Source organism: Micrococcaceae bacterium Sec5.8 (genome assembly GCA_039636775.1).
Taxonomy (GTDB): Bacteria; Actinomycetota; Actinomycetes; order Actinomycetales; family Micrococcaceae; genus Arthrobacter.
This window is the reverse complement of record CP143429.1, coordinates 3,464,077-3,484,808: the sequence shown is the minus strand read 5'-3', so window position 1 is coordinate 3,484,808 and position 20,732 is coordinate 3,464,077. Positions and strand designations below refer to the sequence as shown.

Genomic DNA, 20,732 nt, shown 5'->3' with positions numbered 1-20,732 from the left:
CGCCGGGGGAGGGGTGCCGGTCAGGGGGTTGTCGCGGCGGGAATCGGCGTCGGTGACTCGAGGCCGGTGCTGGCCGCGAGCTGAAGTTGTTGATGGCGGCGCCACCAGACGCCGGCGGCGAGGGCGGCGGCGGCTAGACAGAGGGCCGTTTGATGCAGTGGAAGGCTGAAGGGGTCTTGGGTGGGAAGCATGTAGATGGTGTCCAGGGCGAGGATGACCGCGATGTATTCCCAGCGGCGGCTCAGGATAATGAACGGCAGCAGCATGAGGGCATACCAGGGATAATTCGGGCTGATAATTAGCAGCGTCAGTCCGATCATGATGGTCTGTTGTTCCCAGACGTTCCCGGGCCCGGTTCGCCGCAGCACACGAAACGCGACGACTGCCAGCGCCGCGGCGCTGAGCACCGGCGGCCAGGGGCCGGTGGAGACGAGTTGGGCAAGTCCGAAGCGGGTGCCGCCACTTTGGCTGTAGCCCTCTTCCTTGAGGTAGCCGGGCAGGAACCCGAGTACTCCGGCCCCGGCCGCGGCCAGGTAGGGCACGTAGAGGAGGGCGAAAGTTGCCAGCGCGGTGGCAATGAAACGGGCCGGGCGCTGGAACAGTAACGCGGGGGCGGCGATGGCCGGAATGAGTTTCGTGGCGACGGCAGCACCGAACGCTATTCCGGAGCGCAGCGGCTTGCCTCCGGTGAGCAGCATTCCTGCAGCCAGGATCAGGGCGCCGCTGAGGAGGTCGACGTGGGCGTTGTTCACTGCCTCAAGCTGCACGAACGGGCTCCAGCCCCAGACTGCGGCGAGATGAAGGGGCAGGCCGCGTCGGGCCAGGGCAACGAGCAGCATCAGTGTCACGGCAATGCTGATGACCAGGCCACCCAGCTGGAAAGGAAGGTAGCCAGCCGAGTCGGGGGCGGTGAACTGCACACCAAAGAAGTACATTTCTGCGGTGGGCGGATAGATCGTGGGCACGTGCGGCCTGTTGATGGCCGTGCACAAGGGATTTCCCGACGGGTAGCCGAAGGCCGGGACGGATTCCGTCCCGAACAGATCCTTGGCGCACACAGCCCTCCCGTCCTCGCCCGTCGCGCCGGGGGCGAACAGCCAACCGGGCCGAAGATCGGCCAGGGTCTCATCGACGGGGACGTAAGAGTAGGGGGAGATCCCCGCCTTTTGGACGATCCCGTCCCAGGCGTACCTGGCGGAATCGTTGCTGGTACGCGGCGGGGCACTGACGGCAATCAGACCGAGCAGCACAGTGCCTGCGATGATGACGGCACCCAGGCGGCGTGTCGGGACCCGCCGGAGGAGACTAACAGCGCCGATGAGTGCGCCCCAGGACAGGAAGGTACCGAGGATCGGTGCGGATTCGAAAGGGTTATGGGGGACGACCATCCACCACAGCAGGCCCGCGAGGACCAGGACCAGCACCGTCAGTGGGGCCGCGAGTCTGAGAAGGGAGTGTTGCGCGCCGTCCGGCGGCGGCGAAGGAGCAGCGAATCTCACACCGCGGTCCTGCCTGCTCCGGTGCCGGGGGAGAGCCGGCAAAAGACACGGCCCTGTAGCCGTTGTACGGACGATACTGTCCACTCACTGCGGCGGGCCCGGGACGCCAGACCCAGGCTTCCCGTCCGTGCCCAGCGGAAGGGTTCGCTCTGGTTTCCGTTGGAGTCCTCCAACACAGCGGAGTAGACGATGTCCAGGTCCTCGTCGTCCTCCACTTCAACCAGTAGCGTCCCGCGGGGGGCGATGAGCTGTCCGCAGCGCAGCAGCAGGGAGGTGATGCTGCCACCTATGCCGATGTTGCCATCGAGCAGAATGATGGATTGCCAAAGACCGGTCTGGGGTACCGGGGCGAACACCGATTGTTCCAGCGCCCGGGCTCCGCGGGCGCGCGCTCGGTGGACCGCCTCCGGGCTGGTGTCGATCCCCAGGGCCGGAATTCCCAGACCCTGCGCTGCAGCCAGTAGCCGGCCCGGTCCACAGCCGATGTCCAGGACCGGTCCCTTCAGACTCTGCAACAGGGAATGCTCGAGCGGGCTTGCGTCCCCACACCAACTTCGGACGTCGAAGTCCACAGCATCCGCGCTGTGTTTGCCGTCCGAACGGAGCGTGAGGGTCCCGGCGCCGTTTGACAACGCTCTGGCGTAGGGCTCCGTGTGGCCTTGGCCGAAGTGTGTGGTTGATGCCACGCCTGTTGCCGTCACCGCAGGGCACCGGTCAAAAGCACTTTGTCGTGCATATCTTTAGCGGCGTCACGAACGGCGCGCGCGAAGTCGGTGCCGGGTAGGACCGAGGCGATGTTTACCGCGTCGGTGAAATGGTCCATATCCGCCAGCTCAGTCAGCGTGCCGACGCTCAGACCTTGAGCGATCAGACGGGCGAGCTGCTTTGCCCCGGTTGTCTCAGTTGACATCGGCACTCCCCGGATCAGTGACCCGTCGGGTCGGTACAGCGCGAGGGCCCAGAAACCGCCGTCCGTGGCCGGACCAATCCAGGCGGTATGACGTGGAGCGCCCGTGGACCAGTCGTCCAGGAGGGGCGCGACGTGGCGGGCCGAGAACTGCGGAGTGTCCATGCCGATGATGAGCAACGGACCGGTAGCGGCGTCGCAAATCGCGGCGAGCCGTTCATCCAGCCCCCCCGTGACTTGCGGTACGACTGTGAAGCCATTAGCATCTGCGGGCGTGGGTGTGCCATCAATGACCAGCATCCGGTTCAGCGCCGGGAGAACCCGGACCGTCTCCAGGGTGCGGCTCAGGCTCAGCTGGGCCAGAGCGGCAGCTTCTTCGGGGCTCAGCGGAGGGCTCAGCCGGGTTTTGACGCGGCCCGGCAGGCATTCTTTGGCAATGACCGCCACGGTAAGATCCAGGGTCTCGCTCATAGTAATCATTCGCTGCCGGGCCTCTTACGGACCGGTCCGGCAGGGGAAGCCGCCGCGGCGGCCTTGAGCTGGGCGGACATGTCCCGAACAGCTGTCACGGTTCCGCGCAGCGTTCCGGTCACCTTCGACTTGCCGGTGCGGGGGGCGTAGGGGACAGGTATCTCCACGATTCTCCACTTTCGCAGGCTTGCCTTCAGAAACATTTCCAGTGGATAGCCGCTGCGCCGGTCCTGGAGTTCGAGGGACAGCAACTCAAGGCGTCGTGCGGCCCTCATCGGTCCAAGGTCGCTCACTCGTTCCCCGGTCAGGCGACGGAGCCGCCAGGCGAGAACGATGTTGGCGATCCGGGCATGCAGAGGCCACGAACCACGCTGCGGCTGGCGGCTGCCCAGCACCAGCTCCGCTGTGCCATCGAGAACGGGGGCGACCAGGGCCGGCAGTTGCGCCGGGTCCAGTGAACCGTCGCAGTCGCAGAATGCGACGAGTTCAGCCGTCGCGGCGAGCAGGCCGGCATGGGCAGCTGCTCCAAAACCCCGCCGGTCCTCGCGGACCACCAGTGCGCCCAGGCTTGCGGCGAGTTCGGCGGAACCGTCCGTGGAACCGTTGTCGACCACGATGGCCCGGTACCCCTCCGGCATCCGGGACAGCACCCACGGCAACGCGCCGCGTTCGTTCAGACACGGTAAAACAACATCAACCATGGCTCCGGTCATGCGAAACGCCTTTCAAAGCTACGGTTCCCGCGGGGCTCTTCGCCCGGGTTCCTACGGTACTCGAACAGAAAAGTGCCACGGACCCCAAGAAGGAGCCGTGGCACTTCCCGCCGGTGCAGAACAGGCATCCGGCAGGTTTTTCGGGTGGGTGTTATTTGGTGTTGACGGTGATCTTGGCGATGCCGACGAGCATGTCGGCTTTCACGGCGTCGGTGTTGAAGGTTTTGTTCAGGAGTCCGGCGGCGGTGTCGGAGATCAGCACGCGGGTGCCTTCCAGGACGGCGGTGTCACCGGCGGCCTGCAGGGGCTTCAGGGTGGAGCCGTCCAGATTGAAGATGTAGGCCTGCTTGACGGCGGTCTTACCGTTGACTGCGACGTCACCGTAGAGCTTGGAAGTGCCCGGGTCGATGGTGAAGTTGGTCAGTTCGACCTTGGTGTCCCCGGCGGTGAGGGAGAACCCGGAGCCGGCGTGGCTGATCAGGCCCTGGACAAACGGGCGGTAGTCCTTGGCGGGGTCGTAGTAGTCGACCTTGCCGCCGGTGATCGGGAAGATCAGCGAACCATCGGTCAGTGCGGCGGTCCCGACGGTGCCCGGGGTGAGTTTCAGGGTCTCCAGTGCCTTCGCGAAGGAAGCGTCGAGCTTTACTGCGGTGGACGTGCCGGTCAGTGCCGGGATCGAGGCCATCGGCTTGGGCTTCTCAGCCGCGGCAGAGGAAGAGGAGGACGCCGAGGTGGCCGGGGCGGAGGAAGCATTGTCCGCCGGGCTGCAGGCGGCCAGGGAAAACATGAGCGAACCGGCAGCGGCAACGCCGAGGAAAGTCTTGATGGATGTGCGCATGGGAGTGCTCCTTGAAAGTGTTTCAGTGGATGATGCCGATCCCGCGGCCGTGATGCACGGCCTGACATTTTCGGGCGGGTCCGGCTTGGTCTGTCAGGAGTACTTCGAGAGCACACCCCACCCCGGATGGGTCACCACCGAACCGACACCAACCCGTTACCCAACCACACCACCAGGCCGCACCAGTTCAGGGACCTGACCGCGGGTTCCTCTTGGGCTTCTTCCTCCTCGACGCTGGGCGTCTGCCGGTGCATCGGAGGGTGACCGGCTCGTCCGGCCATTGCGAGTTGCCAGGGGGTTACATAAAAAAATAGGTATCAGATGGAGGCACGGCCGTCCCCGAAAGGGCGGAAGTCAACGCGGTAGAAGTTGGCCAGGGCCATTAAATCCGCAGCCCGACGACGGTGGACAAAATCCGAGTGGGGATACGTCAACGACATTTTGGGCAGCATCGGATCCTTCAATGTCACTCTCGGCTTTACCGGCATCTCGGTCACGCTCGGCACCACGGAAGGCAGAGCGGATTCCGGGAATCTGGACATCGACCTTGAGGAGCTCGTTGAAGACCTTGCAACCGCCATGGCTAAGAGTGACGCCGGCTTCGGGATCTTCATCGATGAGATGCAGGACCTCGACGAGAAGCTGCTTGGAGCATTAATTCAGTCCAGCATCTGGCGGGAAAGAACGGCTGGCCGTTCTGCATTCTCGGGGTCGGGCTGCCCGATCTGCCCGGAAAGCTAAGTGTCACCGGATCATAGTCCGGGCGTCTATTTGACTACCGCACTATCGGAGCACTTGATCAAGCATCAGCGGCCGACGCCATCAGCGTCCCCATGAACCGGTTAGACGCTCACTTGGACGCAGACGCACTCTGGGCCCTCGTCACCGCAGCCGACGGATACCCCTTCTTCCTTCAGGCCTACGGCAAAACAGCCTGGGACGTTTCCTCCAGCAAGACAGTTAACCTCGACGATGCCCGGCTGGCCATCGAATTGGGCACAGAACAACTGGACGCAGGATTCTTCAGGTCCCGTTGGCGAAGGGCGACCCCGGCCCAGCGATAGTATCTCCGTGCCGTGGCCTAAGACCACGACGAGATATCGTCTACCGCCCAGGTCGCCTCACGACTGAACAGAGCAGCCAGCCAACTCACGGTGGCCCGATCCAACCTCATCGGCAGAGGGTTGATCTACGCACCCGAGAACGGAGCCGTACGCTTCACCGTCCCAGGGATGTCCGCTTTCATCAGCCGTCAGTTCGAAGGCTAGGGAAGCCGACAAATCTTTGAAACGGCGCCAAGCCTGCCGGTGCTGGGACGAATACGACGGATCCCGTTCGCAGGGAGTTGGGTGGCACCGGGCGAGCTGCGAGGTGACCCGCCGTAATCCCGATCGTGCCCCGCGCAAAACGGCGTGCCCGCCTTGTTTCGGACGTCCCGGCCCGTAATTGCGACGTCTTTTCTCTAAGCCAAGCCGCGCCGCTGACTTTGTTACGAGGTGGGGCGTTGGTGGAGGGGATGGTCCAGGTTGCCCGGCAACGCCACGTCAATGAGGATTTCGGCCGCCGCCCGTGCCTGCCGCGCGGGTTCGTCGCTGGCAGCAATCGCTGCTGTGGTTATTGCGCCTTCCGCGAGAATTGCCAGTTGCGGCGCCAGCGAAGCGGGGGCCCCGGCTTCGTCCGCAAGTTGCGCCAAATAACCCTGAAACTGCCTCTTCTGTTGCCTGATGATTTCCGTGATGTCCCCGGACGCGCCGCCTGCTTCTCCAAATGAGTTGATGAAAGCGCACCCTCGGAATCCTTCGGAGGTGAACCAGGCCGCCAGGAAATCGTAGACAGCAAGCAGCCGTTCCCGGGGCACCTGGGTTGATTCAACCTGGGCGGTGACCCCCTCCGTCCACATCCGCTGCCAGCCAAACAGTACTTCTTTTATGATGACTTCTTTAGAAGGAAACAAGCGGTAGAGGCGTTTGAGCGGAATGCCCGATTCGGTCCGGAGCTCATCCATCCCCACCGACGTGAAACCCCGGGCATAGAAAAGCTTCCCCGCGACGGCAAGGACCAGATCCTTGGAGGCGGCATCATCCGGTCTTTCAGCGGCCGGCCGCGCCGGCCCGGCACCCTTCATTGCGGACATGCCGATACCTTTCCCCTCTGTCCACTTGCCAAGATAACGAACGTTCTCTAGTCTAAGGCAAGCGATGTGAGAACGAGCGTTTTACCTACGGTTGGAGCGATTCAACCAATGCTCTCGCGACCGGCGATACCGCTGGCAGGGCGATATGACGGAGTGCTTGCACGCAAGACCGGCAGTCCACCCCTGGTTGTCCTATCCAAAATCTGAAGGCGCCATGGACCGCTCAGCTGAGCAGGATGTTTCACCACCGACCGAACAGGCTCGGGACTGTCTCGTGGGTCTGCTGTTGCGCACCGCACAGGGCGATCACCAGGCATTCAGTGAGTTTTACCGCCACACCTCTCGACAAGTGTCAGGACTGGTCCGCCGGGTCCTCATCGATCCGGATCTCAGCGAGGAAGTGGTTCAGGAAATATTCATCGTCGTCTGGCAGGATGCAGCCAAATACCAGCAGGCCAGCGGCACACCGATGGCCTGGCTGATGACCATCGCGCACCGACGGGCAGTCGACAAAGTCCGGGCAAGCCAAAGTAGCCGCAACCGGGACAACAGGTGGGCAGCCACGGCGCCGACCGCTTATGACGGTGTCTTCGACGCTGTGGCGGACAGGATGGATGCCCGGATCCTCATCACATCACTCGCAGCCCTCTCGTCACTGCAACGCGAATCCATCATCCTCGCCTACTTCGGAGCTTTGACCCACCGACAGATCTCCGTGAAACTCGCTGTACCGTTGCCCACAATCAAATCCAGAATCAGGGACGGCCTTCACCGGCTAAGGATGCAACTCGAACCGGGAAAGCCAAGCGACGAATGGAACGGACCAACCCGAGAATAATGTCCTCCGTTCGCAAGGGTCTTGAAAGCCGGTGTAGTCAGTGCGGGGTCTCGGCAGCGATCGGCAAACTCAGAGCTCAAGTCCAGCACTGCTCTGAGCCAGTTAACATCCGGAAGAAGAGGCAGTCACCGTGCCCGCCGCGCCGGCCGCTAATCCCTGGGTCACCGGGAAAGGAAGCAGCCAGCCGCCGTCCGCTGAGGAATATTTTCAGCCGGGACATGCAGTCTTGCGCCGGTCCCTGCGCAGAATTGTGGCGAGAGGTCAGACGGATCCCGTGCAGGGCTATTTTACGGTGATGGTGCCGTGCATGTTGCCGTGGAAAATGCAGTGGTACGGGTAGGTCCCGGGTTCGATCGGGGCGGTGAAGGTGCCGGCGCCAGCCTTGATGGTCGTGTCGAACGCGGCGCCGGTGTCCGCAGTGATGCTGTGAGCTTCGATGTCCTCGTTGGTGACCGCGACCACCGTTCCCGGGCTCACGGTTTCCGCGCCCTGGTATTTGAAACCCTTGATCATGATTTCTGCCGGAACCGCTGCCGGCGATGAGGACTCCGGGTTGGAAGGGGAGGTCCTCATCGTGGGCGGAGCCGATGTTGAACCTTCTGCCGCTGATGGTGCAGCTGCCGTGGAAGGCCCGGAAACGCCAGGGCTCCCACAGCCGGAAAGGGCCAGCACCGCCACCGCTGCTGCCGCGAGTCCGAGCGCCCAAGGTGTGTTGATGTTTTTCTTCATGAGTAAACCTTTCGTGGGAAGGGCGGGGTGAGTTTGTGCAGGTCTGCGAAGACTCCGGTGGCTCCACCGAGGGCGTTGACGTGGCCCAGCATGACGGAGGGGCCGCGTTCTCCGGGGGTGGGGGAGCCGTTGTACCAGCCGGCGGGTGCGCCGTTGTAAGGCTGCAGGAGCAGAACCCCGGCCGCCGTGGCGGCACGGAGGCCTTCATGGCGGCCGGGATTCTTGGTTCTCACAGTAGTGATCCGAACGGCCGGTGCTTAGGCCGCTGCACCGGCGGTGCGGCGGCGGACCACGTAGGCTCCGCCGGCGAGGGCGACCAGGGCGAGGCCGCCACCGACGGCGAGGGCGCCGGTGTCGGTTCCGGTTTCCTGGGAGACGCCGGTGTCAGCGCCGCCGGCCGGCATCTTCATCTGGCCCGCGGTCAGGGTCCCGCACAGTGCGGGGGACGTGGCGGCCAGCGGAAGCGTCGGGGCGAGGTCGGACTTGGCGGCCTGCCCTGCCGCGCTCAGGGTGGCCGGATCAAGGCCGTGGACAACGACCACGGCGGTGCCGGCTTCCAGGGCCGTCTTGGTCTCGGCATTCAGTTCGAACGTCCGGTCAACGGTGTAGGACGCGCCCTGGCCGCCGACTTTCAGGTCAAGGCCGGCCGCGGGGCTGGTGTCGCCGCTGGTGGACAGGGTGGTGACGATTCCGCCGTAGAACGGGGCGCCTTCGGTGGTGGAGATGACCTTGTCGCCGTCCTTATCCGCGGTGGGTGCCGGGCAGGTGCCCTGGGCTCCGCCGTGGATGTGCTGGACGTGCGGGTACGGGGCGTCCATGAACGTCGCGGGCATGCCCGATACCTTCAGGACGACGTGGGCCTGGTTGCCCGTGACATCGACTGTGATGGTGCCGGCGCCTGTGCTGCCGTTAACCTGGCCCAGCGTGGACTGGTAGGAGTGGTCCTCACCGTTGTGGGCCATAGCGGGCGAACCGGAAACCGCCAGGGCGGCCAGGGCCAGGGTGGGGACTGCCAAAAGGCGAAGGGTCTTCTTCATTGAATAAATCTCCTCATACACGCGCGTGTAATGTTCGCGCCCCGGAAGGGGCCAGTGGTACTTCGGAGCCGAACAGCAGGTGGACTGGAGTGACTGTGGTGTGGACCACAACGTCTTTCGGCCCGGGTCCGGCAGCGCAAACACCAGGAGATGTTCAAGGGTGGCGGCTGCGCCGCACTCTCAGGCAGTTGAAGCCCCTCGGCGGCCCCGGGCCGCCGTCCCCGTTCCGGGTCGTGTCGTGTGAAGCTGGGCGTATCCGGTCAGCGCCAGAGCGCCGGCGGCCCCCTCGGCGACCGCCGTGATGACCTTGGCCGCGTACCAGACCGGTTCGTACATCGACGGCAGCGGCCCGAGGGCGGGGACCTGGACATACCGGTAGAGCATGACGGCGGCCAAGGACGACAACGCCACCACAGCGGCGGCCGCGAAAGTGGCACGGGAGCCTCTGAGCAACACAAACGCCCCGGCCAGGGCCGCGGCTCCGGCCTGGGCAATGAACAGGGTTCCTTGTCCGATGCCGCCGGGGGCTGCCTGCTGATAACCCGGGGCAAGCTGGACATGGATCACGGCACTGACCAGCAGGGTGGCCCCGACACAAACTCGCAACACCCATGAGGCGCGCGTCCGGTTCGTTGGTGGTAGTTCCGGACGGTTCATTTCACGACCAGCTTCCCGGTCATCTGCGGATGAAAGCTGCAAATAATCCCGTACTCACCCGGGGAGTCCGGAGCCTTGAAGACCACCGTTCCACCGGCCGGGACTTCAACGTCAAAACCGCCTTCGCCTTTTGCAGTGACCGTATGCGGTGCGCTGTCCGCGTTTGTTACCGTCACCATAGCCCCCGGCTTCACCGACGCGGGAACCACGAAGGCGAAGTCCTTGATCGTGATGACAGTTTCACCGGACTGCGCCGAAGCAGCTGCAGACGGGGCAGAAGCGCTGCTGCTGCTGGCGGCGGCCTGCGGAGCGGACTGTCCTCCACCCTGAGCTGCGCATCCGCTTATCCCGGCCAACGACACTGCCGCCGCCACGACCAAGACTCTATTGATTATTTTCATGACAATCCCTTCCAAAGGGATGTGACCTCCACGCGCCAGACGGCGCGCCCATCAGGAAACTACCCCACGGGCTATTCGGCACGCCCGCCCCCGTGGACTGCCCACTCGGCGTTCGGGTCAAATGCTTCCGAATTCGTCGCGAGGCAGCGGCCGGCTAGCTGGCTGGGCATGCCGCCCCGCGGAGGTTACGTCCATTAGCGTGGTGTAACCTCGCGGGACTTTGCTGCCCGACCGCTTCAGTTATTCCGGGCGCTCATCGAGGGGCCCTGCGAATCCCCGGCGGCCAACCGATCAGTGCAGGGGTGGACGGTTGTGCGTGAGGTTAGGTTCGGCCGTTGGGAGGTGGGCATCGGGCCATGAGGGCGAAGTAACCTGGTACCCGTTGCGGGTGGCCGGCGGGGTTCATGGGGACAACGTCGATGTTGACCGATCCGTCCGCGATGACGAGCCAGTCCGTTTCGGAAAAGACACTGCGTCGTTCCCGGGCGCCGAAACGACCCGGGCGGGGTAGATTTTCCAGGGCCCGCTGCAGCTGACTGGGCACATGGTCACTTGTGGCGCCAAGTCCCGCCAGGTAGTCGAGGCTGTTTCCGGGGAAATTGGTTTCCGCCAGGAACACGTGTCCGGCTCTGCCGACTACTGTTTTGAGGTTTGCCGCCATCGCAGCCTGTTTGCCTGGTTTCAGGACGTGGAACACTCCGCGGACGAAGACGTTCGCGGGTCCCATCTGCTCCAGGAGGCGGTCCCCGGCGTCCGCCTCTGTGGCGTCCAGGACTGTGAAGGAACAATTGCGGATGTCCCTGGCTTCCCGGGTGGCCCTCGCGATGGCGCCCGCAGAAACATCGATGCCCAGAACCGTCGGAAACAGAGTGGCAAGCCACCGGGTGTAGGTGCCGTTACCGCAGCCGATGTCAACGACGGGAAGGGCCGGATCAAAGTGCGCGAGAACCATGTCCGTGTACTGTTTGCGCTCGGCCGGGGAGTCGGAATCCCAGAGCACGTCTCCGTCATGACCGGTGGTTTGTATGCCGGTCCAGTATTTTTCCCAAGCGGCATGCGGGTTTCTTGGCGCGTGGGAGGCAAGGCGTACAACTGTTGGGACGAGCAGCATCCGGTCCCATAGTTTAGACATAATCACACCTTACAACCGGGGCTGGGAGCGGCTGATTCGGTCGAGAATTGCCGCGGCGGGGGCGGGGCGCCCGAAGTAGTAGCCCTGTCCGTAAAGGCAGCCCATAGCTTGCAGCCGGGCGGCCTGTTCGGCGGTTTCGATGCCCTCGACGATTGCTTCGAGTTCGGCTGCTGATATCAGCTGGAGGATGGCAGAGACGAATTTCTGTTGCCGGGGGTCGGTTTCGAGGTTTTTGATCAGGGAATGGTCGACTTTGACTGTCTCGGCGGGGATTTCCCGCAGATAGCTGATGGATGAATAGCCGGTGCCGAAGTCGTCGATCTGTAGTCCGACGCCGAGGGCGCGGAGTTTTTCAAGTACCTGTTGTTCGCCCGTCTTCCGGGACATCAGGACGCTCTCGGTGATCTCCAGGACCAAGCGGGAGGGGTCGATATCGTTTTTGGTCAGGGTCTTGTTGACGTCTGCGAGCAGGTCGCTGCGGAGGAGTTCGGCTGCCGAGAGGTTGATGTGCAAGCGGAAGTCCGTCAGCTGGGGGGCTTCTTGTTTCCACTGGCCTAGCTGAGCTATTCCCTCGTGGAGGACCCACCGTCCCAGTTCCAGGATCAGACCTGTTTCTTCCGCAATGCCTATGAAGCTGTCCGGCATGAGTGTTCCGTGGACGGGGTGGTGCCACCGGACGAGTGCTTCGACCCCGGCGATCTTGCCGGACGCCAGTTCAACCACCGGTTGGTAGTGCAACGCCAGCTGACCGCTGGAAGCTGCCTTTCGCAATTCGCCGGTGATTCGGGCGCGTTCCTGGACGGCGTTGAGCATGTCAGGGTGGAAAAGTTGGACCCCGTTCCGGCCCTGGGCTTTGGCCTGGTACATGGCAATATCGGCACCCCGCATCAGGTCCTCTGCCGAACGTCCCGGGTTGTGGAGGCAAATGCCGATGCTTCCCGTGGTCCAGACCGTTTCTGCTCCGATGTCCACGCCTTCCTGCAGGGCTTCCCACGCCCGGTGTGCAATGAGCATGACTTCGTCCGCGCTCGCTCCGGTGATGAGGGCTGCGAATTCATCTCCGCCGAGGCGGGCCACAGTGTCCGAGGCCCGGACGACGGAGCGGAGGCGACGGGAAACCTCGACCAGCACGGCATCGCCGGCGCTGTGGCCCAGGGTGTCGTTGATGGCTTTGAACGAATCCAGGTCCAGGATGAGCACGGCCGGGGCGTGTCCGCTGTCTGTGCCGGACCGGATGGCGTCGTGAATCCGCTCGCTAAGCAAGGTTCTGTTGGCCAGACCGGTGAGGGCGTCCGTTTTGGCCATATGCTCCAACTCCACCTGCGTTCGACGCAACATGGCCGTCCGGGCGGCCACGCGTTCCTCCAGATCCGCATAGATATGCCCGAGCTCCTCCCCTAGAAGGTTGACTCCGGTAATGACTGCGTCAATGGCATCTCTTTGTTCCGAGGGTTCGATGCGTGCGTTCAGCTCCCCGGCGGCCAGCCGGACAATGCCGTCAACCAGCTGTTCCAGGCGCGGGTCCTCAACGCATTCCCCTGGACTCATGCGTCCGGCACTACGGGTTGGCGCCGTGGAATTGGGCTCGGCGTGGACTGCGGTCGACCAGATAGATCTCGGCGCTTACCGGACGGCATTGAGCCAGTCCATAGCATCGCTGCGGGAGGTGAAGAACCGGGTGGGGCAGGGAGGTATATGCACGCCGAGAAAGAAGTTCGCCAGTACCCGGTCTACCGGGGATCTTCCCAGTAGGGCGATACGGGAGGCATCGCAGGGAATGGACCAGATGCCCCTGGCATCCCGGCTGATCGAAGCGACGGCAGCCATGTCGACCAGCATCGGGTGGGGCACCCCGTGGCATACCTCGTTGACTTTCGACATTGCGGCTCTGGCGTCCTCAACCTCAATGTTGATCCCGGACAACCACTGCAAGTGGACGACGCCGTCGTCGCTGAGCTCGACGCTGCCTTTTCCGCCGTCAACGGTCTCCGGTGCTACGACCACGTCGCCTCCTGAATGGGTTGCCGAACGTTTCGGCTACTCCTCAAAGGTACCCCCGGTTTCCGGGTCGATGCTGGCGCCAATGTTAAGGGTCGCGCCTTTGCGTGTGAGCTCGTCCACGATGTCGGTTTCGTCGAGTTCGAGCACGCCGGAGAGCGGGGCGGCCGGAAACGAGTGCCCGCGATCGTCAGCAGAGGACCTCCGGGCGGCCGGGTAAGGTGCTGCCCCCTGCGGGCCAGTCCCGGCTGCCCGCAGGGGGTTGGGGTCAGTATCCGGTGCTGCGTCCGCCGCTGAGGACCTCTGCCGTGCCGGACAGCCCCAGCCGGGTGGCGCCCGCCGCGATCATCGCCTGCGCTGCGGCCCAGTCCCGGATGCCGCCGGATGCTTTGACCCCAAGACGCGGCGCCACCGTCCGTGCCATCAGTTCAACTGCGTGCACCGTGGCTCCGCCGTCCGGGTGGAAACCCGTGGATGTCTTGACGAAGTCGGCTCCGCTGCTTTCGGCGGCGGCGCAGCTGCGCACGATCTGCTCGTCCGTCAGCGCCGCCGTTTCGAGGATGACCTTGAGGACCGTGGGTGCCGGGACGGCCCCGCGGACGGCCGCGATGTCGCGTTCGACGGCGGCGAAGTCACCGGACCGGACCGCTCCGACGTCGATCACCATGTCGATCTCGTGGGCGCCGTTGCTCACGGCCTCGGCCGCTTCGGCGGCTTTGACGCTGCTGTGGTGCTTGCCGGACGGGAACCCACACACGGCTGTGATCCGGGTGCCCGGGCCGGCCAGGGGCAGCATCGACGGCGAGACGCACACTGAGTACGCGCCCAGCCGGGTGGCTTCGGCGGCCGCGTGCTCCGCCTCGGCCCTGGTCCCCGTGGAGTTCAGGAAGGTGTGGTCCACCATCGCGGCCAGGCCGGCCGCTTTCAGTTCAGTCATGATTCTCCTTGGAAGTGCGGGGAAGGTGGGTGGCGCTACTTGCAGGTTGCCGTGTCGCCGATGCCGCGAAGGTACGAGCAGAACTCCTCGACGCCGCTGCCGGTGACGAGCTTGCCCTGCAACACGCGGGACTCTTCGACTTTCTCGCCGCTGGCCACGGCATGGCCGATCTTGGCGACTTCCTGGCCCAGGGCGAACGGGGATTCGGCGTTCGTGGCGTACATCTCCCCGCTCTTCACGGCGGACAGGGCATCGCCGATGCCGTCGTTGCCGACGATCTTAATGGTGGACAGCAGGCCGCGGGACTTGACGGCCGCCACTGCTCCGAGCGCCATTTCGTCGTTGGCGCCGTAGATCCCGGTGATGCCCGGGTTCGCCTGGAGGATGTTGGTGGTGACATCCAGTGCCTTCCCGCGGTCGAAGTCCGCGGACTGCACGGCCACCACCTCGACGCCGGGGCATTCCTTCATTCCGGCTTTGAAACCCTCGGACCGGTCCCGGGCGACGCTGGTGCCGAGGAGGCCCTGGAGTTCGGCCACTTTGCCGGCGCCGCCGACCGCTTCGCAGAGGGCCTTGGCACCGTTCTTGCCGGCCTGGACGGCGTCGTAACCGATGAACGCTGCCAGCTCGCCCTGATCAGGAACGCGGTCGAACGCGACAACGGGAACGTTCGCCTGGTTGGCTTTGACGGTGATCGATCCGCCGGCTTCGCTCGACGTCGGGTCCAGCAGCAGCACGCCGGGCTTCTTTACCAGCGCGGTGGTGGCCTGGTTGAGCGAGGACGTGTCGTTGTTGTTGGCGTTCTGCACATCAAGGGCCATGCCCAGCTTCGCCGCCTGGTCCTTGGCGCCGTCCCCCACGGAGACGAAGAACGGGTTGTTCAGTGTGGAGATGACAAGGGTGGCTGACTTCTGCTGTGCCCCCGCGCTCCCGTTGTCCGTGGAGCGCACGGCTGTGGTGACGCCGGCGCCGACCAGCAGGAGGGCCACCACGGAGATCATGGCAACCTTCGGCAGGAGCGGCGCCGGGGCGCCGGGGCCGGCCGCAGTCGCCGTCCCGGGAGCTTCAGTCCTGGCCGGCCCGGACCGGAAGATCCGCATCAGGAGACCGGAGTTCCGGTCCACGAACACGGCCAGCAGGATCACGGCGCCCTTGACGACGCTCTGCAGGAACGGGGAAACGTTGAGCAGGTTGAGCCCGTTGTCGATCATTGCCAGCAGCACCGCGCCGACGAGGGTGCCCAGCAGCGCCCCGCGCCCGCCGGCAAGGCTGGTTCCGCCGATGATCACGGCGGCGATGGCGGCGAGTTCCAGGCCCGTGCCCGCGGTGGGCTGCGCCGTTCCAAGACGGGCGGTGAGGATGAACCCGGCGGTGGCGGCGAGGACACCGGAGATCATAAAGGCCAGGATCTTGACCCGGTCCGTGCTGATGCCGGCGAGGCGCGCGGCGTCGGCGTTATCACCGGTGGCGTAGAGTTCGCGGCCGAAGCGGGTGCGGGCCAGGATGTAGCCGAACAGCACGCCCAGGACCAGCATGATCCAGATGGGTGTGGGGATGCCGAGGAGGTTGCCCTGGCCCAGTGCCAGGAATGCTGCGTCCGTCACCTTGACGGGGTTGCCCTGGGAGAACTGCAGCGTGAGGCCGGCGAAGATGGACATGGTCGCCAGGGTGGCGATGAACGAGGGCATCTTGGCTTTGGTGACCAGTACACCGTTGATCAGGCCCGCCAGTGCGCCGACCGCGAGGCCCGCGGCGAGTCCGGCGACCACACCGTACTGGCTGATGACGCTCGCGGTGGTGATGGCGCTGAAGCCAAGGACCGCGCCGACGGACAGATCGATCTCGGCGAGGATGATCACATAGGTCTGGCCTGCGGCGATCAGGGCGACGACCGCGGCCGTGAGCAGCACGTTGAGCATGTTGGAGGGCTGCAGGAACAAGGGGGTGGCGAACACAAGCGCGATGGCCACGAAGGCCAGCATCCACACCGCGCGGAGCTGGTCGTTGAAGAGGGATATTTTTTTCATCGGGATACGGTCTCCATTGCGTGTTCCAGGACGGACTGCTGGGTCAGGGCGTCGGAGGACAGTTCAGCGTTGATGCTGCCCCCGCGCATGACCAGCACCCGGTCCGACATTTCGACAAGTTCGGGAAGGTCTGATGAGACAAGGACCACGGCGACGCCCTGGGCGGCGACGTCGTTGATGATGGAGTAGATCTCCGCCTTGGCGCCGACATCGACGCCGCGGGTGGGTTCTTCCATTAGCAGGATCGCCGGGTTGCCCAGCAGGCAGCGGGCCAGGAGCACCTTCTGCTGGTTGCCACCGGACAGCGTCCCGACGGCATCGCCAATGCTGTTGCATTTGACGCTGAGCCGGGTGGAAATTTCCTGGCACCGGTCCCGCTCGCGTTTGAGTGCCACGATCCCGTTGCGGGTGATGGCCCCGAGGGTGGCCAGGGACTCATTGTGCGAAATCGGCTGGGCGAGGGTGAGCCCCTCAGCCTGCCGGTCGGGGGTCAGGTAGGCCACGCCGGCGCTGATGGCATGCCGGGGCGACTTCAAAGTGAGCGGTTTGCCGTCGATGCTGACGGTGCCCGCGGCGTCGTCCAGGCCAAAGAGGGCCCGAAGGACATCCCCCTTCCCGCTGCCCATGACCCCGCCGATGCCGAGGACTTCGCCGGCGTGGACTTTGAAGGACACCCCGTTGACGCCGGCCGATTCCAGGCCCTGGACGTCGAGCCGCACCCGGTCCGTGGCGTGGTGTTCCTTGGGGTAGAAGTTCTCCACTTCGCCGCCCACCATGGCCGCCACGACGGCGGCTTCGGTCAGTTCGGCGGCAGTGCCGGTCTTGGACACGCGGCCGTCGCGCATCACCACGATGCGGTCGGAGAGGGCGAAGACTTCCGGGAGCCGGTGGCTGATGTAGATAACGGCGACACCGGCGGCCTGGATCTTGCGGACCTGGGCGAACAGGAGTTCCGATTCGCGGTCGTCCAGGGCCGCCGTTGGCTCATCGAGGATGAGCAGCTTGACCGAGTGGTTGAGGCAGCGGGCGAGCTGGACGAGCTGCTGCTGGCCGAAGCTGAGTTTCCCCACGGGCAGACGGGTGTCGACGTCGATCCCCACCTGGCTCAGGAGCTCGGCGGCGCGGGCATGCATCTTGTCCTTGTTGACGAACATCCGGCCGAACTCGCCGGCGCCGTCGTGGGCGAAGATGTTCGAGGCGACGTCCAACTGCGGGAACAGGTTGTTCTTCAGCTCCTGGTAGATGACCTGGACGCCGGACGCCATGGCGTCCTGCGGGCCGCTGAACTTCCGCTCCTCGCCGTCCAGGGTGATCTGGCCGGAATCGGGCTGGTAGGCCCCGGCGATGATCCGGGTCAGGGTGGATTTTCCGGCGCCGTTTTCCCCCACGAGGGACACAATTTCGCCGGGTTCGATGCTGAGGTCCACCCCGCGGAGCACGCGGTTGGGCCCGAAAGACTTGGTGATGCCGCTGAGGGTGACTGTCATGTCAGTACACCACTCCGGCGACGAGGATCACGTTGGCGTAGGGGGTGAATTCGCCGGACCGGACGGCGGCCCTGGAGTTCCTGGTCCGCTGTTTGAATTCTGTGTGCGGGACGAGTTCCAGCGGAATTCCGTGGTTGTCGAGCCGTTCCTTGAGGGCCTCAAGGAGTTCAGGGCTGTGCTCGGCTATTTCCGACGCCGCGATGGCGCCTTCCGCCTCGACTTCGGCCAGGACCACGTCCAGGCACTCGAGGAACCGCGGGACGTTGGCCGTCAGGGCGAGATCGATCCGTTCCACTCCGGCCGGGATCGGCAGGCCGGCGTCGGTCACGACGAGTTCGTCCGTGTGGCCCAGTTCTGAGATGACCCGGGCGAGGGCTGCATTGAGGGTACCGCTGTTTTTGCGCATAGTTGCTCCACTGCGTTGTAGAGGATGGGACTTTAGGGTGGTGTGGTTGCCCGCGGTCAGCGGGATGTGGCCGTCCGGGCGGCGAGGAACGAGTCGATGACGTCGCGCCGGGGCAGGCTCGGGCTGGCGCCGGCCACGGTGACCGCCAGCGCGCCGCCGGCCATGGCGCGGCGCAGCGACTCATCCCAGTCCAGCCCGTCGGCAAGCGCGCTGCCCAGCACACCGGCAAAGGCATCGCCGGCGGCTGTGGTGTCCACCGCCGTGACACGGAAGGGTTCCTGCAGGGTCACGGCCGTGCTGTCCGCGGAAGTCCGTTCGACGACGACGGCGCCGGCCCCGGCCAGCGTGACGACGGCGCGCCGCACGCCGCGGTCGGTGAACCAGCGTCCGGCCGCGGTGGCGGATTCGTGGTCGGAAACCGCGATTCCAGTGATGAGGCGCGCTTCGGTCTCGTTGGGGGTGACGATGTCCACGTGGGGCCAGAAGTCCTCGTCCAGGGGCGCGGCCGGGGCCGGGGCGGGGTCAAGAATCACGGTGATGCCGCGGGCCTTGCACGCACGTGCCGCTTCCAGCGCGGATTCGTGCGGGATTTCCAGCTGGATCAGGGCCACGTTGGCGTGACGCTGGGACTGGTTAAGGGCATCCCTGATGTGCCCGGGGCTCAGCCGGGAGTTGGCGAGCGGGATCATCACGATGTCGTTCTCCGCTGAGGCGTCTACCCGGATGTGGGCGATTCCGGTGGGTCCTTCCGTGCGCATCACGTGCGTGGTGTCGATGTGTTCCTCGGCCAGGGTCCGGAGGACCAGCTCGCTGAAGCCGTCGTTGCCCACGCTTCCGATCAGGGAGACCTGGCTCCCGGCGCGAGCCGCCGCCAGGGCCTGGTTGGCGCCTTTGCCGCCGAGAACCATGGTGAAGGCGTTGCCGAGGACGGTTTCCCCGGGCTGCGGCAGGCGGTCGCTGAAACTGGTCAGATCGCAGGTAATGCTGCCGATCACCAGGACATTCCCGTTTCCGGGCACAGTTGTGGTCATGGGGTTCCTTAAATGATGTGGTCAGTTGGAGGCAGGAGAGGCGCAGGACTGCCGGATGGTCAGGCTCACCGGCAGGACTTTGTGCTCCAGGGGTGGCTGGTTGGGGCTGCCGAAATGTTCAATCCGCTTAAGCAGGAGGTCCGCGGCCGCGTGGCCCTCCGCAATGGCAGGCCGTGAGATCACGGTGACGGGCGCGGGGAGCAGTTCCGCAAGGTCGAAGTCGTCAAAGCAAAGGAAGGAGAGCTGCCCGGGGATGGATACCCCTGCGGCGTGCAGGGAGAGGAGGGCACCCTGGGCCATGGTGTTGTTGCCAACGAACAGGGCAGTGATTCCGGCGGGCCGGCCGATCAGTTGCTGTTCGATCAGCTCCTGGGCGGCGCGGTGCCCGAAGTCACGGCTGAATTCGCCGATTTTGACGGCTTCTGCCGGAATCTGGATGCCGGCGTCGGCTAGGGCCTGTACGAAGACCTGGTGCCGGACCCGTCCCGGAACGGTGTCCTGGCGTCCGCTGATAATGCCGATCCTGCGGTGCCCCAGGGACAGGAGATAATCCGCGGCGGCCCGGGCGCCGCTGGCGTTGTCCACATGGACCAGGTCGAAGCCCGGCTCTTCCCCGACGGTCCGGTCGATTAGCACTACCGGCTTGTTGAGGTCTGCCAGCATCCTGCGGGTGCGGTCGCCTTCCTCGGCCGGGACAATCGCGATGGCGTCGACGGCGTCGATGAGGTTTCCCAGAACCTCCGATTCCGCGCTGAACTGCTCATCGCTGCTAGCCACGACGATGTGGAAACCCTGCGTCATGGCCCGTTCCTCGATGCCACGCACCAGGGCGGCGAAGTAGGGGTTGGAGATGTCGGGAACAATCACGGCAATGCTGTGATGTTTACCCAGGCGCAGCCCGCGGGCACTGGCGTTGGGCCGGTAGCCGAGGTCGTCGATCGCCCGCCGGATCGCTTCGGCGCTCCGGACGTTTTGCCCTGCCAGCATGCGTGAGACGCTGGCGATCGACACGCCGGCATGTTTTGCCACGTCATGGATGTTCGCCACGGATGCCCTCTCCTTTGAGTCGCCGGGTCTGGCTGGACCGGCCCTTACGGACCGGCATGAGGCGCCGGCTGTGAATCAACTCACGCCGGCATTTGAATACTGTAAACGTTTTCAGTTGAGATGACAAGGGCAGGTTCTCCACGCAGTTTCCGCCGCAAGGGCGATGAGGGAATCCTCTGGACCGATGTCTGCGGCCGGTCTTTGGCTCGTGAGAATGTCAATTTCATGTGAGCGCGCTTGGGGCGGGAACGGCGGCCTCATCGGACCCATTTCAGGGCGGATCCGCACATGGGTTCACTAGCACCGGACCCAACCAGACAGAGCCCATGTTCTATTACAATCGGGAGCTCTGAACGGGCAGGTGTGCGTGGCCCTTACGGAGTTGCTGCGGTGGGGATGGCCGTCGCGTCGGGCGGCGGATAGCATGAATTTGTGATCCCTCG

At 64.7% G+C, this 20,732-nt stretch carries 23 protein-coding genes; 3 read left to right on the top strand and 20 right to left on the bottom strand.

Annotation, left to right across the window (positions count from 1 at the left end):
• Positions 1-20: 20 nt before the first annotated feature.
• From VUN84_16070 to VUN84_16050, 5 genes are all read right to left on the bottom strand, one after another.
• Positions 21-1,499: a glycosyltransferase 87 family protein gene (locus VUN84_16070; protein ID XAS63790.1), complete on the bottom strand. Its 1,479-nt coding sequence runs from the start codon at positions 1,497-1,499 to the stop codon at positions 21-23.
• A complete protein-coding gene (locus VUN84_16065; protein XAS63789.1) occupies positions 1,496-2,185 on the bottom strand; it encodes a class I SAM-dependent methyltransferase in 690 nt (229 codons plus the stop codon). The genes VUN84_16070 and VUN84_16065 overlap by 4 nt, the downstream gene beginning before the upstream one ends.
• A gap of 11 nt (positions 2,186-2,196) precedes the next feature.
• Positions 2,197-2,877: a DUF2064 domain-containing protein gene (locus tag VUN84_16060; protein ID XAS63788.1), complete on the bottom strand. Its 681-nt coding sequence runs from the start codon at positions 2,875-2,877 to the stop codon at positions 2,197-2,199.
• Positions 2,878-2,882: 5 nt separating this feature from the next.
• On the bottom strand, positions 2,883-3,590 hold the full coding sequence (locus VUN84_16055) for a glycosyltransferase family 2 protein (GenBank protein ID XAS63787.1): 708 nt from the start codon (positions 3,588-3,590) through the stop codon (positions 2,883-2,885).
• A gap of 151 nt (positions 3,591-3,741) precedes the next feature.
• The gene (locus tag VUN84_16050; protein ID XAS63786.1) at positions 3,742-4,428 is read right to left on the bottom strand and encodes a hypothetical protein; all 687 of its coding nucleotides are present in this window, start codon (positions 4,426-4,428) and stop codon (positions 3,742-3,744) included.
• Between the two features lie 441 nt (positions 4,429-4,869).
• Here VUN84_16050 and VUN84_16045 point away from each other — a divergent pair, with 441 nt between their 5' ends.
• Together VUN84_16045 and VUN84_16040 are read left to right on the top strand one after the other, a co-directional pair.
• Positions 4,870-5,169: a hypothetical protein gene (locus VUN84_16045; protein ID XAS63785.1), complete on the top strand. Its 300-nt coding sequence runs from the start codon at positions 4,870-4,872 to the stop codon at positions 5,167-5,169.
• Positions 5,170-5,282: 113 nt separating this feature from the next.
• Positions 5,283-5,492: a hypothetical protein gene (locus VUN84_16040; protein XAS63784.1), complete on the top strand. Its 210-nt coding sequence runs from the start codon at positions 5,283-5,285 to the stop codon at positions 5,490-5,492.
• 425 nt (positions 5,493-5,917) lie between these two features.
• Here the strand turns inward: VUN84_16040 and VUN84_16035 are convergent, their stop codons facing one another.
• Positions 5,918-6,562 (bottom strand): TetR/AcrR family transcriptional regulator, encoded by a 645-nt coding sequence (locus VUN84_16035; GenBank protein ID XAS63783.1) that lies wholly within the window; start codon positions 6,560-6,562, stop codon positions 5,918-5,920.
• A 214-nt stretch (positions 6,563-6,776) separates the two neighbouring features.
• Between VUN84_16035 and VUN84_16030 the strand changes: the two genes are divergently transcribed.
• A complete protein-coding gene (locus VUN84_16030; protein ID XAS63782.1) occupies positions 6,777-7,400 on the top strand; it encodes a sigma-70 family RNA polymerase sigma factor in 624 nt (207 codons plus the stop codon).
• 282 nt (positions 7,401-7,682) lie between these two features.
• On the opposite strand, the gene VUN84_16025 is transcribed toward VUN84_16030, so the two are convergent.
• The 14 genes from VUN84_16025 to VUN84_15960 all read right to left on the bottom strand — a co-directional run bounded on the left by VUN84_16025 (position 7,683) and on the right by VUN84_15960 (position 20,289).
• The gene (locus VUN84_16025) at positions 7,683-7,973 is read right to left on the bottom strand and encodes a cupredoxin domain-containing protein (GenBank protein ID XAS63781.1); all 291 of its coding nucleotides are present in this window, start codon (positions 7,971-7,973) and stop codon (positions 7,683-7,685) included.
• Positions 7,974-8,125: 152 nt separating this feature from the next.
• A complete protein-coding gene (locus tag VUN84_16020; protein ID XAS63780.1) occupies positions 8,126-8,362 on the bottom strand; it encodes a class F sortase in 237 nt (78 codons plus the stop codon).
• Between the two features lie 24 nt (positions 8,363-8,386).
• Positions 8,387-9,166: a hypothetical protein gene (locus tag VUN84_16015; protein XAS63779.1), complete on the bottom strand. Its 780-nt coding sequence runs from the start codon at positions 9,164-9,166 to the stop codon at positions 8,387-8,389.
• Positions 9,167-9,346: 180 nt separating this feature from the next.
• The gene (locus tag VUN84_16010) at positions 9,347-9,733 is read right to left on the bottom strand and encodes a hypothetical protein (protein XAS63778.1); all 387 of its coding nucleotides are present in this window, start codon (positions 9,731-9,733) and stop codon (positions 9,347-9,349) included.
• 86 nt (positions 9,734-9,819) lie between these two features.
• A complete protein-coding gene (locus VUN84_16005; protein ID XAS63777.1) occupies positions 9,820-10,239 on the bottom strand; it encodes a cupredoxin domain-containing protein in 420 nt (139 codons plus the stop codon).
• Between the two features lie 307 nt (positions 10,240-10,546).
• Positions 10,547-11,224, bottom strand: a complete 678-nt coding sequence (locus tag VUN84_16000) for a class I SAM-dependent methyltransferase (GenBank protein ID XAS63776.1) — start codon at positions 11,222-11,224, stop codon at positions 10,547-10,549.
• 141 nt (positions 11,225-11,365) lie between these two features.
• Positions 11,366-12,904: an EAL domain-containing protein gene (locus tag VUN84_15995; protein XAS63775.1), complete on the bottom strand. Its 1,539-nt coding sequence runs from the start codon at positions 12,902-12,904 to the stop codon at positions 11,366-11,368.
• A gap of 75 nt (positions 12,905-12,979) precedes the next feature.
• Positions 12,980-13,360, bottom strand: a complete 381-nt coding sequence (locus VUN84_15990; protein XAS63774.1) for an STAS/SEC14 domain-containing protein — start codon at positions 13,358-13,360, stop codon at positions 12,980-12,982.
• Positions 13,361-13,622: 262 nt separating this feature from the next.
• Positions 13,623-14,291 carry a deoxyribose-phosphate aldolase gene (gene deoC, locus VUN84_15985; protein XAS63773.1) on the bottom strand — a complete coding sequence of 223 codons (669 nt, stop codon included), beginning with the start codon at positions 14,289-14,291 and terminating at the stop codon, positions 13,623-13,625.
• 35 nt (positions 14,292-14,326) lie between these two features.
• The gene (locus VUN84_15980; GenBank protein ID XAS63772.1) at positions 14,327-16,318 is read right to left on the bottom strand and encodes a substrate-binding domain-containing protein; all 1,992 of its coding nucleotides are present in this window, start codon (positions 16,316-16,318) and stop codon (positions 14,327-14,329) included.
• Positions 16,315-17,805 carry a sugar ABC transporter ATP-binding protein gene (locus tag VUN84_15975; GenBank protein XAS63771.1) on the bottom strand — a complete coding sequence of 497 codons (1,491 nt, stop codon included), beginning with the start codon at positions 17,803-17,805 and terminating at the stop codon, positions 16,315-16,317. Before VUN84_15975 ends, VUN84_15980 begins: the two co-directional genes overlap by 4 nt.
• Position 17,806: 1 nt before the next feature.
• Positions 17,807-18,211 carry a D-ribose pyranase gene (gene rbsD / locus VUN84_15970; GenBank protein XAS63770.1) on the bottom strand — a complete coding sequence of 135 codons (405 nt, stop codon included), beginning with the start codon at positions 18,209-18,211 and terminating at the stop codon, positions 17,807-17,809.
• Positions 18,212-18,267: 56 nt separating this feature from the next.
• Complete coding sequence (locus VUN84_15965; protein ID XAS63769.1) at positions 18,268-19,242, bottom strand: ribokinase; 975 nt, start codon at positions 19,240-19,242, stop codon at positions 18,268-18,270.
• Positions 19,243-19,263: 21 nt separating this feature from the next.
• Entirely contained in the window at positions 19,264-20,289 is a 1,026-nt protein-coding gene (locus VUN84_15960) for a LacI family DNA-binding transcriptional regulator (GenBank protein XAS63768.1), read from the bottom strand.
• Positions 20,290-20,732: the final 443 nt, after the last annotated feature.